At 34.5% G+C, this 15,469-nt stretch carries 11 protein-coding genes; all 11 read right to left on the reverse strand.

The window, feature by feature from the left end; genetic code table 11:
• Nucleotides 1-42 precede the first annotated feature (42 nt).
• Nucleotides 43-927 (reverse strand): glycosyltransferase family 2 protein, encoded by an 885-nt coding sequence (locus ACWATR_RS20270; protein ID WP_460336216.1) that lies wholly within the window; start codon nt 925-927, stop codon nt 43-45.
• Entirely contained in the window at nt 924-1,952 is a 1,029-nt protein-coding gene (locus ACWATR_RS20275; RefSeq protein WP_460336219.1) for a glycosyltransferase, read from the reverse strand. The genes ACWATR_RS20270 and ACWATR_RS20275 overlap by 4 nt, the downstream gene beginning before the upstream one ends.
• Before the next feature lie 193 nt (nt 1,953-2,145).
• Nucleotides 2,146-3,063 (reverse strand): NAD-dependent epimerase/dehydratase family protein, encoded by a 918-nt coding sequence (locus tag ACWATR_RS20280; protein ID WP_460336222.1) that lies wholly within the window; start codon nt 3,061-3,063, stop codon nt 2,146-2,148.
• Between the two features lie 31 nt (nt 3,064-3,094).
• Nucleotides 3,095-4,540 (reverse strand): glycosyltransferase, encoded by a 1,446-nt coding sequence (locus ACWATR_RS20285; protein WP_460336225.1) that lies wholly within the window; start codon nt 4,538-4,540, stop codon nt 3,095-3,097.
• A gap of 35 nt (nt 4,541-4,575) precedes the next feature.
• Nucleotides 4,576-5,313 carry a class I SAM-dependent methyltransferase gene (locus ACWATR_RS20290; protein ID WP_460336228.1) on the reverse strand — a complete coding sequence of 246 codons (738 nt, stop codon included), beginning with the start codon at nt 5,311-5,313 and terminating at the stop codon, nt 4,576-4,578.
• 3 nt (nt 5,314-5,316) lie between these two features.
• Nucleotides 5,317-6,075: a class I SAM-dependent methyltransferase gene (locus ACWATR_RS20295; protein WP_069069036.1), complete on the reverse strand. Its 759-nt coding sequence runs from the start codon at nt 6,073-6,075 to the stop codon at nt 5,317-5,319.
• Between the two features lie 33 nt (nt 6,076-6,108).
• Nucleotides 6,109-8,346 carry a hypothetical protein gene (locus ACWATR_RS20300; protein ID WP_460336232.1) on the reverse strand — a complete coding sequence of 746 codons (2,238 nt, stop codon included), beginning with the start codon at nt 8,344-8,346 and terminating at the stop codon, nt 6,109-6,111.
• Between the two features lie 207 nt (nt 8,347-8,553).
• The gene (locus tag ACWATR_RS20305) at nt 8,554-9,375 is read right to left on the reverse strand and encodes a class I SAM-dependent methyltransferase (RefSeq protein ID WP_460336235.1); all 822 of its coding nucleotides are present in this window, start codon (nt 9,373-9,375) and stop codon (nt 8,554-8,556) included.
• Between the two features lie 220 nt (nt 9,376-9,595).
• Nucleotides 9,596-10,936 (reverse strand): glycosyltransferase family 4 protein, encoded by a 1,341-nt coding sequence (locus tag ACWATR_RS20310; RefSeq protein WP_460336238.1) that lies wholly within the window; start codon nt 10,934-10,936, stop codon nt 9,596-9,598.
• Entirely contained in the window at nt 10,927-12,276 is a 1,350-nt protein-coding gene (locus ACWATR_RS20315) for a glycosyltransferase family 4 protein (RefSeq protein ID WP_460336241.1), read from the reverse strand. Before ACWATR_RS20315 ends, ACWATR_RS20310 begins: the two co-directional genes overlap by 10 nt.
• Nucleotides 12,273-15,464 (reverse strand): glycosyltransferase, encoded by a 3,192-nt coding sequence (locus ACWATR_RS20320; RefSeq protein ID WP_460336244.1) that lies wholly within the window; start codon nt 15,462-15,464, stop codon nt 12,273-12,275. The genes ACWATR_RS20315 and ACWATR_RS20320 overlap by 4 nt, the downstream gene beginning before the upstream one ends.
• Nucleotides 15,465-15,469 lie beyond the last annotated feature (5 nt).

Raw genomic sequence — 15,469 nt, forward strand, 5'->3', positions numbered from 1 at the left:
TAATTTTTATTAATTAGATACAGATATTTTAACAGCAGATTTTTACACGGCAAATAATAAAATGATAATTTTCAGACTGTTAGGATTAGCTGTGGTTATAAATTCACCAAAAAATTTATAAAATATATATATACGTAATATTAATTGTTCCCACAAAGGGCGATGTTTTTGATAGTAATAAATCTGGCTACGTCTATATTCAATAGCCATTATATTAGCAGCCTTTTGAATCGAATATCCTTTCAAATGAATCAAAGATACATCAGGAGTGTAGATAATTTTATATCCTCGATACTGCGCTCTTTGGCATAGATCTGATTCCTCAAAATACATGAAAAATTTTTCGTCAAATCCACCTAAATCATGAAATAAACTTGAACGAATAAAAAAAGCAGCCCCTACAACAATATCGACTTCTTGAATTTCTTGGAATTTTTGCTCAATCAAACTTTGCTGAGATACATTTTGATAAGCTTGGTGCATTTGACGAGCTTCATATTCACCTTTAATTCCTAACGCTGGTGAAACTGAAATTTGTAAGCTTCCGTCTGGATTCAGCAATTTTGGCCCAATAATTCCTACTTGTGAGTCTGCTTGCATCAACTGAATTAGATGCGGTAGAATATTACTAATAAGTACAGTATCAGTATTTAATAAGAACAAGAATTCTCCAGTAGCAAATTTTGCACCGATATTATTCCCTGCCCCAAAGCCTCGATTTTCTATCTCTTTAACTAGGCGGATGTGGGGGTAATTTGCTGCTACTAATTCAACGCTACCATCGCTAGAAGCATTGTCTACAAGAATGATTTCATAGTTAGGTATATCAATAAACTTTTGTATAGAGTTTAAGCAATCTAGTAGAATCTCTGCTCCATTATAGTTAACTAAAATAATCGATACTGAAATAGTTTGTTGCTGGTTCATTTTTTTTGGATATTGCTCTTAGCCACTTTAAACATGGGCAACACCTTGGAAATAGAGTTTTGAAGTCGTTGGATATCGAATAAGATTTTAAAAATTAAAATTCGTAGTGCTATGCCTTCAGAACGATATCCTGTTTTGAAGCTTTGGTAACAAAGTTTAAGAATACCAAAACCAAAATCTAAGCGGCGATCGTCAAAAGGATTAGACCAGCTTGAGTTTAATTGTTGGTAAAATCTAGCTTGAAATGCTTTACTCAAGTTACTATGAATTAAATAGCTTTTACCTGCGATACGATATTTTTTCTGGAACCACAGCATCAGTTCAGTGTGAAAGTTACCAGCATTTTGCATTGCTCCCACCACATTAGAAGTATGGAATCTATAGCAGACTAATGGTTGCCGGATATGTCCAATTTTACCTTTTTGAATTGCAACCAATGCTACCCACCAGTCGTGATGCCAACCAATTTCATTTTGTTGGGGAAAGGGTATAATATCGGTAATCAGAGAACTACAAAACAACAACGAACACCCGGTGACGACGTTGCGAAGTAGCAATAATTCCACCGTAGCTTTTTCAGGTTGGCGTCCTTCAAAATCCCAAGTAGAATTATTGATAGTTTGGTCATCACTGTTTATTAGCTCCAAATCAGAATGAACTAATACTGCATGTTCTGAGCGTAAAGTTTTGAGTAATATTTCTAATTTTTCTGCTTGCCAAATATCATCTTGATCTGAAAATGCGATCGCTGTAATTTTAGGATCTTGAATACAGTATTGTAAACCCCTTTCAAAATTATGGTAATGTCTCAGGTTATGGCTGTGAAAATGACAAACAAATCGTGAATCATTTTCGATATTTTTTTGAATCGCTGTTTGATATTCAGGTTGTGAGCAGTCATCAACAATATGACAAACCCAGTTGTGCCAGGTCTGGTTTTGAATTGACTGGATCTGTTTCTGAAAATATTCAAGCTGAGGATTATAAGTTGCTAAGACAATACCAATTTTTTCTTTATCCTGCATTTAAGTTGAATATATAAGTTTTACCTTTTAATAGCACAAACAACATTTTCTTCAGATATATTAATAACTTTTTGCCAAATCTCTAAAATCATTAATATCTGACATTTAAAAGTCTCTTAATTTACCCTGCTATTCTTTATTCTCTCTTTCAAGCTTTAAACTAATATATTTAGATTCTGAGGATACAACATCATTATGATAAAGTTTTTAACCATTGCCAAGTCTCTTGAATGCCAGTTTCTAGTTGAACACTAGGTCGCCATTGAAGAACAGTACTTGCCTTGGTAATATCAAGAACATTTGTAGGTATATCAACTTTTCTTCCCTCTATATACTCCACTTTAAAGTCATTTTCAATCACTTTACGAATTGTGTCCAGCAAATCATTAAGAGAAACTCCTTGACCGCTACCAATATTAAATATTTTTTCAGTTAAATTAGGATTTTGAACATTATAAAGAGCTTGAACAACATCTAAAATATATAAATAATCCCTAATTATTTCTCCATTTCCCCAAATTTGAATTGGTAAATGTTTCAGGATACGATTCAGAAAAACGGTTATAGCACCAAGCTTACCTGTAGGATTTTGTCCAGGACCATAGGGGTTAGCAATACGAAGAATACTATAGTCAAGACCATGTAAATAGTTATATAAATAGAGATATTTTTCAATAGTTAGTTTAGTAATCCCATAAGAACAAATTGGTTCAGTAGGATGTGTTTCTAAAATAGGAAGCTGCTTTGGTAATCCATATACTGTTCCACCAGAGGAAGGAAAAATAATCTTTCTTACAGAAGCTTCAACACAGATTTCTAAAAATTTGAGTGTATTAATCACATTTGAATTTACATCTCCAATTGGGTTTTCATTTGATGTACTAGGAATGGTATGGCTAACCAATTGGTAAACAATATCAACATTTTTTAAAGCTATTTTTAATAAGTCTTGATCGTTGAAATCACCATAAATATATTCAACTTCATCAAGAGGTTTTATGTAAGGATTATGTGAACGATTATAGACTCGTATTGATTGTTCTTTTGCCACTAAAAAATTAGTGAGATGTGAACCAATAAACCCATTTCCTCCAATAATTAGAACAGGCATAAATATAATTAATCTAAGAATTTGCTATTTTTCAATAAAACTTAATTTTCTTGGCTGCGTATAAACACATTTTTAACAGCAATAAACCTTCTTTAAAGTGTTGAATATTAGAGCGCCCATAGGTTCTGGGGTAATAACGGACAGGAATATCAGAAATATGTAGATTTAGCTTAGATGCTCCAAACAACAAGTCAAAATCTCCAAAAGGATCGAAATCGCCAAAGTATTTGCGATTGTCAGCAATTTTTTGATAGTTAACTTTGGATATAGCTTTCGTTCCACATAAGGAATCTTTAATCCGGTTATCAATTAGATAAGAAAGTAAAAACGCAAAGAAACGATTTGCCGAAAGATTTAATAAGGGCATAGCCTCCTTAGAACAAGGATAGATCAAACGACACCCATTAGCAAATTCGCATCGATTTGAGGCTAAAGTTTCAAAAAAGTGTGGCAAGTCTTCTGGGCGTACAGTTAGATCAGAATCAAGAATGATTAGGATATCGCCAGTAGCTATCGCAAATCCTTCTCTAACAGCATTTCCTTTTCCTCTTTTTGTTTGTTGAAGAATTTTAATATCAATTGTTTCGCCATACTTAGCTTGTACTTTTTGAATTTCATCCCAAGTATTATCTTGAGAGTGACCTTCAATAAAGATAATCTCTGTATGTTCACCCATTTTAGGAAGGCGAGTAACACAGCTTTCTATATTTCCTGCTTCATTCCGTGCTGGAATAATAACAGAACAAGTTTTTAGTCTGGTTTGATATTTAATTCTAGACTCATAAGGACTTAATCGAGCCACAATAAAGTTCACTAAACCGAGTTTATTAAATCCTGGCAAGGGACTGATAAAACGGTTCAAAAATGGTGCTATTATTGGAACTTTTTTAGGTAAAAGTACTTTAGAACCATGCTGGATTATCTCAAAACCAGATAATTCTAATAAGTTACTTGTATCCTGATAACTTAACCAGTTAAGAGGAACAGTTGGCATTTTTTGCTTTAGAAAAAGGGCAAGTTGGAGAATAGGATTCCAGACAGGGTTATGAAAGCTAATAATTAAACGTGTTGAATCCGTACAAACTGAGCGAATTTGCTTAAAAGCTTTTTGAATATCCTCAAAATAGCTAATAGTATCTGACAAGATTACATAGTCAAAAGTTTCCTCTATTTCTGTATCCTCTATGTCAGCTGTTTTAAAGTATAAATGAGGAAACTTTTCCTGGGCAGATTGACACACTTCAGGGACAATCTCAATACCTACACCATAACTCGGTTGAACTGTATTTAACAATGAACCAGTACCTGCACCAATCTCTAAAACTCGTTGTCCTGATGGTACTAAAAATCGATACAGAGACTCAATACTCTCATAGTAATAACGATTTTTTTTATGCCAATATTCAAGGTTGTAATTGTTTGTTTGAAGAGATGATTTGCTTAAATTTTTATGAGAAATTGAAGTTAAAAAGTTCATTGATAGTCAATTGTTAATTTTTTGATTTATTCGGATTAGCGTTGAGCATAAATTTGGAGAGAACCTCCAATTTCTTTAATCACTGGAATATTGCTGAGGAAATGACTAAATTTTTGAAAGAATGGAATCAAACTGTCAGGAACACCTGGATGTAAAAAGTCAAAAGGTTTGACCCATATTCGACTAAAACCATTGCGTTTGAGAATAGAATCAATTTGCCATCGGAAAAACGCTGTTTCATCAGGAGAATTTTGCAAGGCACGCCCAATAAACTTAATATTTTTCTCTACGGCAATTTGAGGATTGAGCATATTGGGTTCGGTAAAGAAGAAAGATCCCCCAGGTTTCAGGACTCGCAGCATTTCTGGGAGTGCAGTTATTAAATCAAAATGATGAAGAACAGCATTCCCTACAATTGCATCAAATGTCCCATCAGGAAAGTCGAGCTTGTTAATATCTCCCACTACCACTTTGGCTTTAGGAAAGTCAACTAAGCGTTCGTTGGCGATCGCCACTTGATTAGGCGAAATCTCAACCCCCACGATAGTAGCACCAGAGGTAGCCAAACGTTTTGTAAACTCAGCATTGCCAGCACCAGGCTCCAGCACAACTTTACCAGGGCTTAAACCACCGTAACGGATAGCTAATTTGGCTCGTTCGTCTAGGCGAAGCTGTCCTGCTTTGGTAATTGATCCCCACCAAACACTTCCCAAATCTGTCGCTAAAGCATTAAAATGTTCTCTTTCGCGATCGCTCCGACTATTCACGCTCATAATTTAGTCTTTCCTAACCATTGTGAAAACCATATAAGCCCACCTATGAGGAGGGGTTATTTTGCTAAACAAACGAATCATCTGTGTAAGCAAACCACAAATTAGTTTACTCTCAGCCAGCTTTGGCAAGCCGAAATTATGATGTAGTATAAACCGAAAGAAGTTCCAAGGTTCTACAAATTTAGGTGCAAGCCCAGAAGTTTCTAGATTGTCTATTTGTTGAATTAACCTAGTAATGCGCTTTGGAGTAGACTTTATCACATATTTTTCAGCTTTAACCAACTTGCCAAAAACCCAAACGACAAAATTTAGACCGTTTGATTCAATAACAACAACCTGTCCCCCCACTCTGGTGAGCCGAGTCATCTCCTGAATCAGTTTAATTTGCTCAGACGGATTAATATGATGAATTACGTCTCGGCAAAAAACTAAATCAAAAGATTGATCAGGAAGCTGAACATTAGTCGCATCACCTACCATAAAATGAGCATCAAGAAAGTTTTGTTTAGCTAGTTCAATTTCCTCATAATTAATATCAATACCAGTAAAGGCAAAATTGTTACCAATAGCTTTCAGGTTAAATAAATTGCTACCAGTGCCGCATCCTACTTCCAAAACTTGAGAATCTGGGATAATGGGCAAATAGTTTAACAGTTTTCGTTCTGCCTTAGAAATAAATGCGTTTTCGGTTTGCCATCTAAATCGTTGTTGACAAGACTGAGCAAAATAATCGTCTTGATCTCTTGTAAAAAACTTAGACATTGTTAATTTGTTGTATATCTTAACTCTGACTATTTATTGGCTTTGATTCATATCTAGGTTAAGGAGTAAACGATGCTTGTTCCAATCACTTAGGCCACGATCAGTAACCAATAATGTAGACTGTGGTAAATAAATGCCTAAACCAATAGCTTTTGCGCCATTAAGTTGATTAGCTTTAATTTTTACTGTGTCATGCCATAGTGTACCTTTATTGACCATTCTCTTAGCATCATCTTGCTCATAGTCTGCCTGAGATATGATATTTTTTGATGCATCAAGAATATGAACAAAATTCAAATATTTCAGAGGCTGATCCTTTAGGCTTTGCCAAACAAGTTCAATTGTTAAGCCATCCTCTGTATGGTTAGTGAAAGCCCCCAACAAAGTAAACTGCTTACCAAAACGAATATCTCGAAATACAGGATAGCTTTTAGTTATTAGCGCCTTTGCTGTTTCAGCATCTATCCATTTGACCGGGTTAGCATCAAGGAAAACCTTTCTCCATTTATATTTGCCTCTTAATTTATTCAAAGCCGTTTCAAGTTTTACTTTGTCAATAATTTTTAACAATCTCAAGGATGTCTCCGATTCAAGGGCTAAACCAGCATCATCATAATTGATAGTACTTAACCAAGCATGAAAAAGATTAGTTTCGATAGCAAAGTTTGGCACTTCTACATTTTCAAGGATGTTAATTGATTTAAGTTTATTTCTAATTGGTTTATCTATCAGCAAATAATCGCTCGAAAGTATCTCAGAAAATTTAAAAGTAGATTCAGTAATCCAATTTAGTGGATAATGAAGATTAAAAGAGTTCAGATGAGGATACAACATTTTTTCATACAAACCAACACCTCCAAATAGACCAGTGACATAACCTGTGCCTACAGAATAAACATTTAAATCAACTTTCTTTTGATTAGCATTTTCTATCAATGATTTAGCTTGCTTTATCTCATTAGCTAAAGAACCAGACGTGAGGTTAACACCTAAAATACGTTGTAACTCAATCGGCGGATTAGAAATAAGTAAAAATAACAATAATAACATTGGAAAAACCAATGAAAATATCATACTTTTGAAATATTTATGAGATATTTTACTACATAAATTTTTGATTCTTGGAAATAATAAGACAATACAAATTAGAGCAAATGGGAAAAAATAACGAATCTGCGATTGGTGAGTTCCCAGCAACCAAAACCATAAACCAATTAACAAAACACCCAATGCACTGATTAAATCTACTGGTAATGCTTTGAAAGGCTTGATATTGGACTGCTTGCTCATACTCCAAAAACTAAATATTACACTCAAAAAAATGAATGTCAACCAATGCCAACCAAAGGACATGTGTATTTGTGCAATTAAAAATTGTAAATAATCTTGATTTATATTTGATTCTTGTTTTAATATTGTTACGGCATTCTTGCCATACACCATGTTTCTAATAGAAAAATAATGAGATGTAAAAGCCAGCAATAATCCTATTCCATAGATGCAAATAAATGTAACTATACTGAAAATTAAATACTTCCGAATAATAATATTTCGTTGCGATTTATATCGCACAATTCCATATATCGACCAAACAAAAAAAATGGTAGCCATCACCAAACCACCTGATGGCTTAATAAATAAACAGAATGTACTGGTAATAATTCCAGAAAATGTCAAAGGTATTGATGCTTTCTGAACACCCCGTATAACTAAGGCTGTTGCTAGGGCTGCTACAGACGCAATAAAGTTATCTACAAGTCCCCAGTACGTCGGTGAAACAAGTCTGCTGTCTATACTGGGTTCAAAATGGTAAAATAATGGTAGCGTAGCAAATGCTAAACATAAAACAACTAATAACCATTGGTCTTTTAAAGTTACACAATAAGGCTTTGCAATTATCCATAGTGCTAATACAAATAAAATAATGGGTAAAAAAATCGATCGGAAGAAAAATTCATGTGGATTATCCGAGAAACCAAACGGATAGGACATTAGAATCGTTCCGGGAGGTCTTGTTGTTGGTTCAATATTCAGCGGAGAAACCCAAGTCTGAGGTTCAATAAATTGGAATTTATGAACTGTATCCCAAAAGTTTTTAGCCTTCTGTACATAAGTAAATGCGTCCCAGATAGGGGTTTGCTCTGTTAAGGAAATACGCTGAAATAGTAAAATTCCTAGCGTTGCTAAAGTTAAAACGAGAATTAGTAAAGGTAAATATTTTCTTTTCATTTTTAAATACATCGTGGGGAAGGATAAATAGATGTTATCCATGACTTTTTTTTAGCCTTATTCCCATTTAAAGAAATAATCTTTTTGAACAAGGATTAAAAATCCATTGATTTTAGTTATGCCACATTAACTAGTACCGCACGGCGTAAAGAAGCCACCCATTTTAAATGTTTGAAACCCTTGCAAACCATCAATTACGAATTACGCCTTGCGGTACTAGTAATTTATATTTAATAACAGTTTAAGTATCTATTTTAGAGGCTTGAGAACTACAATATCTTGCCATGAGTGGATTGCACCTTTACAATAATCAACTATTTCAAACCAACGGCTCCAATGATTCCAAATATATGATTCGGGAATGAAAGTGATCCCGTATTCAAAAGATGAAGTGGTTAAATGACCTTGCTGTAAAATAAAAGCATGTTGATTTTCCGCAAAAGCATTACGTGCTTTGTTGAATAGTTTTTCTTCAACAGAAATCATATCGCGGATCGTTTTTTCATTGACAGATCGCTCCAACGCACGCGCTCCGTGAATAGATAGCAATAAATATCCATTAGGAATACAAATGCGGTGAAGTTCACTCAAAAATTCATCTTGGCTAATTTCATTCAAGTGAGTAAATACAGAATTGGCAATTATTCCATCAAATTGATTATCAGAAAATGGTAAGGGAGGATGGACAGATGTTACTACTGATGTCATGTAATTAAGATTGTCGTTAATCCACTTTACATGACGTGAATCGATATCACAGCCAGTCACTTTATAAGGATGTCCTTTGAACATTCTCGCTAATCTACCACAACCACAGCCAAAATCTAGAAGATTTTGATACTCAGTTAGTGGGATAGGTGAAGCTTGTGAATATGCTTGAAATAAATCAACACCGTGGGATGCAAAATCTTTTTGGTTCTGTAAGCCAGAAACGTTATACATCAGTTCTTGAGGGGGAAAAGGAGCAACGTAAGATGTTAAATCTGGCTTTTCAAAAACACCTACACGATTTAACCAAGCCCATTCCTCAGCAGAAATACGACAGCCTAAGCTATAATCAATCTGATTCATAATTTATGATCGTAATTTTTACAAATGTTGTCTGTATCCACGGGTTTAATACTTTTTCCACGTCATCGATTATCAATGAAGTTAAAAAAGTAAAACTGCTGTCTCACAAAGGTTTCAGCTTAGGCATTCCTGTTGCGACAAAAATGGATAAAGTCGAGCTTAGAAGCTGTAATGAAAATATTCATTCTTGTGACTATGCAGTGTATAAATTTATTTAAGCCTATTTTAGGCTTTGATAAATATACTCCAGATCATTAATATATTGAAACATTGTTTTGCTAGGATGTAGTTGAATATTACGTTGTAGATTATCAATTAACACTGGCTCGTCTAAACATCGCTGCATTTGTTGAGCAAGATGACAATAGTCACCCAGTGCAAATAATAATCCATTGTGTTCATCTTTTACTAGCTCAGACATACCTCCCAAATCTGTGGCGATTACTGGTAAACCTAGATGCAATGCAGCATATATAACTAAAGGGGTGTTTTCATACCATCTGGATGGTACTACTAAAAAGTCCACCTCTGCAAGCACATTGGCCATTTGTGAGGCTGGAAATGTCCCCGCAAAAAATATATTAGGATTGCTAGCTGCTAAATGCTGAAGATGCTTACTGTAACTGGGTAAATGGCTTAGGTTTCCATAAATTATTAGTTTGGCTTTTGATGACTGCTGGAGTCGTTGAAATGCTTGAATCAGCAAATCTGCACCTTTGTGTGGAGAAAGAGTACCAATAAAACCGAAATTTACGATATCTCTTGGTTGCGATCGCTCTATTTTTGCTAAGGGTTCAATACCGTAAGGTAATTTGATTAATTTATCACAAGGTAGACCATTACGAGTAAATATTTCCCGCATTAAATCAGTAGGAACGATAATCAAGTCTGCGAAATTTACATGCTCAAGTATCCTCTGTTGGCGCTCAGGTAAAGCTTTTAAAGCATTCACAGCCTTAGATGTTACTAATTTTGAGTGTAAACTAGAAGCGATCGCCATTCCTGCTTTCAACACCTCATCTGACAAATGGCGACTCCATTTGATAATTTCTGGTTGAGAACTATTATTCAGATAGCAGCGCAAGCATTCTATACCATCTGCATCTGGCCCCTGACATAACTGATTATTATATTTAAGTAACTGAATGCTTGGACAAACCAGCCAAAAGTCTGTAGCAGAATAAACTACAGGCATTCCTATAGATTTAATTGCTGGAATCACTTCAGTGGAGAGAAGCAAGCAATGATTAATATGTACTAAATCTGCTTGCCAAGCTTCTAAAAAACTCAAAATTATCTCCACTTGTCCTACAGACTTAAAGTCAGCTACAATGGGATACTTTTTTTGAGGAGTTATGCAAATCCTCAAAACAGTTACACCTTCATATTCATCTTCAACGCTAAACTTATCTGAAGTTCCTACTTGCAAAGATGGCTCACTACAAACAACTGCAACTTCATGTCCTCTTTGCATTAACTCTCGCGCCATCTGCAAAGTTAAAATTTCTGTGCCGCCAGAGTATTTAGGAAGAAATTGATGCACCAAGATAGCTATACGCATGATTGCAATACATCTTGATAAACTTTGATAACTTCTTGAGTCATTATCTTAGTTGTTCGTGGGTATTCAGTTGTTTGCGACATTTTTAATGATGTCTCTGGATTCTGAATAATTTTTTGCATTATTTGCTCTAATTCCTGGACATTACCCATTTTAAATGTATATCCATTTTTGCCTTCTTCAACAAATTCTGTCATTCCTTCTACATCTGAAACTATTACAGGTGTATGACTTGCCAAAGAATTTAATAGAACGAGCGGACTATTTTCATACCAACGGGATGGAATTACTAAGAAATCTAGATTAGAAAATATTTTTAACATTTCTTCTTTCGGAAAAGTCCCGCAAAATTTTACAGTATAGCCATTTGCTTTTTTGTGTAAATTAAGCGAGTAATCTGGATCTTGCTTTTCTGAACCGAATAAATATAATTCTGCTGCTCCATAAGGAAGACGGCAGAAAGCATCAACTAATATATCTACTCCTTTATGAACTGTCATCTGTCCAATAAAACCAAACCTTATCGGTGCATTTATTGGTCGAGTTGATCTTGTCAATATTGGCAAATCAATACCAAATTTGATGTCATAAATGGGTGCCGTTAGCCCATTCCGCACATAAGCTTTACGGAGAAATACAGTAGGAGCAATTACAGCTCGATAATAACGATAGTAATAACTTAAAAGGTCAGGTCTACAAGTTACATCTAGTACGGTTCCAGCAATTACTCCCCGTTGAAAGCCAGGAATTTTAATTAATAAATTTAGTGCTTTTGCTGTTATGAGAGACTGAGGATATTGCCCTACATAACGTTCTGCTAAAGTTGCTGTTGAAAAACTACTCCTTGCTTTCAACAAACACGCCAAGCAATTTGTCCTTTGACGGTTAGGGCCAAGGCATAGAGAACCATCAGCTGCTTCTAATTTATTATTAAAGCAGAAACCATAAAAATCTGTTAATGTCGCAACTGTAGGAATTTGCAGTTCGTTAATTACTTCTAAAAGAATAGCAGTATGATTAATTAAGTGCGTAACATGAACAATATCTGGCTGAATATCAACTAATAGTTGTCGTAATAATTGGCGTATTTCTGGTTGATAATAAGTATCTTTAATTCGAGTATTGGGAATATAGTTTTTATCTATACAATAAACAGGTAGACCATCATATTCATAATATGTAATGACATTATCAATCTTTGCTTCACCTGGAAATCTTGCAGAAACTATTATTGGTTCATGTCCTAGCTTTTGCAGGTTTATTGCCAAGTCTAACGTGTAAGTCTCTGTGCCATAGAAATGCTCTGGGAAAAAGCAATGAACAAATATCGCAACCTTCATAAATTCTCCTGTAAAAGCTCACTGTAGAGGCTGCTATAGCTTCTAATCATTGCTTCTACAGAAAACAATGCCTGTGCCCTTTGGCGATTTGCAGAACCAATTTTTAATCGTTTCTCACGATTCTCTAATAAATCAATAATAATTTCAGCTAGTTTACTACTATCCCCAGGAGGAGCAAGTAATTCATTATTATTAATAATTTCTGCGATTCCTCCAATGTTGTAACCAACAACTGGAATACCCATATTCATCGCAAAAGGGCTAACTTGTCCAAAGCTTTCTTTCCATACTGGTGCAACAAAAATACTCATTTGTTCGTAGAATGAAGGTAATTCTTCATAGGCAACATAGCCTGTAAAAGTAAATTTATCAGCAACTTTTGCTTTGTTAACAGCATCTTTATAAACTTCTAAAAAAAGCCCACCACCAACAATTAATATTTTTGTTTTTGGTCTTTTTTGAGCTACCTTAATAAATACATCAATAGAATTTTCATTTAGCTTATCTGCTTCTAGACGATAAACCATACCAATGCAATCTTTTGGGATACTTTTCTGGTTCTCTCTAGAAAACATATCAAAATTAGAACCAGGATAAATAGTCAAATGTTGAGAATGATCTAGTCCAAATGTGTTTTTAACATAATTACTTACATAGACGTATTTATGACAAATTTTAATTAAATAAGGTTTGACAGGGGTATTAATATTTTCTACGACTCTGCAATTATTGTATTTTTGAACGGCATTAAATACATTTTCATACCAAGGAGTATCACAATCTCCCCAAAAATGTATATGCACTATTTCAGGGCGAAACTGGTTTAAATATGATAGAATGTCTTGCTCTACAGTCAAATTATGAATAGTTAATCCAGTATAACTTGGAGGATTAGGAATATAACTTGTAACTACTTCCTGTTCATAAATATGACCAAGGTGTTCAATTAAATCAATTACAAGACGTGAGGAACCTCCAGTCATAAAATTTGCGATCGCATGAACTATACGAGGTCGATTTGACTGAGGATCATGCAATATTTTAACTTGATAGGCTGTTGATGAGACAGTGGGATTTATAAGATTTACAACACTATCTGGTTTTTTAACAAAACCCAAAAAACTTTTTAGCTTAAACCACTGGGTTCGGATTGTCCAAAATTTGCTACTTCGTATTGCGGCAATAGTAGCTTTTAGATGTTCTACTTCAGCTTCAGATTGTTGCAATTTAGACAACATCGTAGCTTTTAAGTACTCTACATCCGGTTGGGTTTGTTTCAGAGAAAGCATTGTAGCTTTTAAGTACTCTACATCCGGTTGGGTTTGTTGCAGAGAAAGCATTGTAGCTTTTAAGTACTCTATATCCGGTTGAGTTTGTTGTAATTTAAATAACATTGTAGCTTTTAATTGCTCTACCTCTGTTTGAGTTTGTTGTAATTTAAATAACATTGTAGCTTTTAATTGCTCTACCTCTGTTTGAGTTTGTTGCAGAGAAAGCATCGTAGCTTTTAATTGCTCTACCTCTGCTTGAGTCTGTTGCAATTGAGGTTGTTGTAATTGAGACAGCATTGTAGCTTTTAATTGCTCTACCTCTGCTTGAGTCTGTTGCAGTTTAGACAGCATTGCGACTTTTAAATTTTCTACCTCTGCTTGAGTCTGTTGCAATTTAGACATTGAAGTTACTTCTCCATACTGAGAAATAGTCAATTTGTAAAGAAATTCTGATATCTTGCTTTTGTCAAGTTCAAATTGACTCGTGTCCCAAATAGGATACATCGAATCTACTATATCTAGAAATTGTTTTGTTAAATCTGAATTGACGTTATCAATAAAATTTTGTAGTTCGTCTGTAGCATAATTTCTTAGTGGTGGTGGAAACATACCTTCTTCTTCTTCATTACAATTTTGTAGGCATTGTTGTAAAACTTTTGGTGTATGGTAATGTTCATAATGCCTTCGAGAATAAGCCGCTTGTTCCTTCAAAATCTCAGGAGTTAATGCTTGCAAATAACTATATAACTCATCAGGTTTTTGCCAGAAAAAAGCTTCTGGATAAACGATATCAATCCCACTTAATACACGAGAATTATAGTTTTTATGCCCAATAAATGGTGTACCTGAACCCATAATTTCAATAGATGCTCTCCCACCACCTAAAGGGAAAGAATTAAGATAGATATCTATCTTTTGATCATGTATTGCCTGCCATAAACTTTTTACCCAAGGAATGTAAATGAATGATTCTTGGGGAATACCTCTTTCTTCTAAACCTCGCCGAATTTGCTCTAAACCGTAATGCGATAGTTCTCCAATGTGTACATGTGTTCCTTGGGTAACATCTAGAATTTTTGGAACTTCTTCAATATAGCTGTATGGATAATTTTGCTCAAACTTGTTACCACTACCTGAAGAGCAAGTTCTTAGTTTGGCATTTGCTATAAATGGTAATTCATCTGAACGTGTCCCGGAATCTTCAACTACCAAAGGTATATATTTAGTATTAGCAACACCCAAATTATGGCGACAGTTGTAAAAACCAAAAGCGTGTGGGTCAATATGTTTTGCGTGAGATAAATATAAGCCTAAACACAGTTGATGATCGCAGTGATGGTAAAAAAATAATTTTTGGACGAGATTAGGTTGTACAGCTGCAATAGCTACAGCATCTTGCCAATGATTGAACAAAAAAACCTGACTTAATTTCTTTTCTGCTAACTGATCTTGCAACCAAACAAGTTTCTCTGACAAGCTACTTTGTGGTGCCCACTCGATTTGTACATTTAGGGATGAAAACCTATTTAAAATAATTTTACGATTAACTGTATTAAATATGTCTGTAATTAAAATGATGTGTTTTTTATGCGGCTGCGCTTTAATCAAATCTTCTAAGACTGCGGTGTGTCCACCTGTTTTATAAAGTTCAGTAGCTATATATATAATGTTTTCGTTGTTATTATTAGAGTGTGAGTCGATTGTCAATAATTGTTTTTGATACTCTAAAGCTTTAGCACCAATCTGCTGGCATAGTTTATCTAAGGTTGCCGAACCAAATACTTTAGCTGTGGCTCGATTATCTCTAATAATTTTTTCGACAAAGTTAACAAGCAAACGCAGAGGACTTTCTAAATCCCCCGATTTAATATATTCAGCTACTTGAGATTCTATATTCAAAATATAATTATTATACATAGCTC

Source organism: Nostoc sp. UIC 10890, assembly GCF_054786515.1.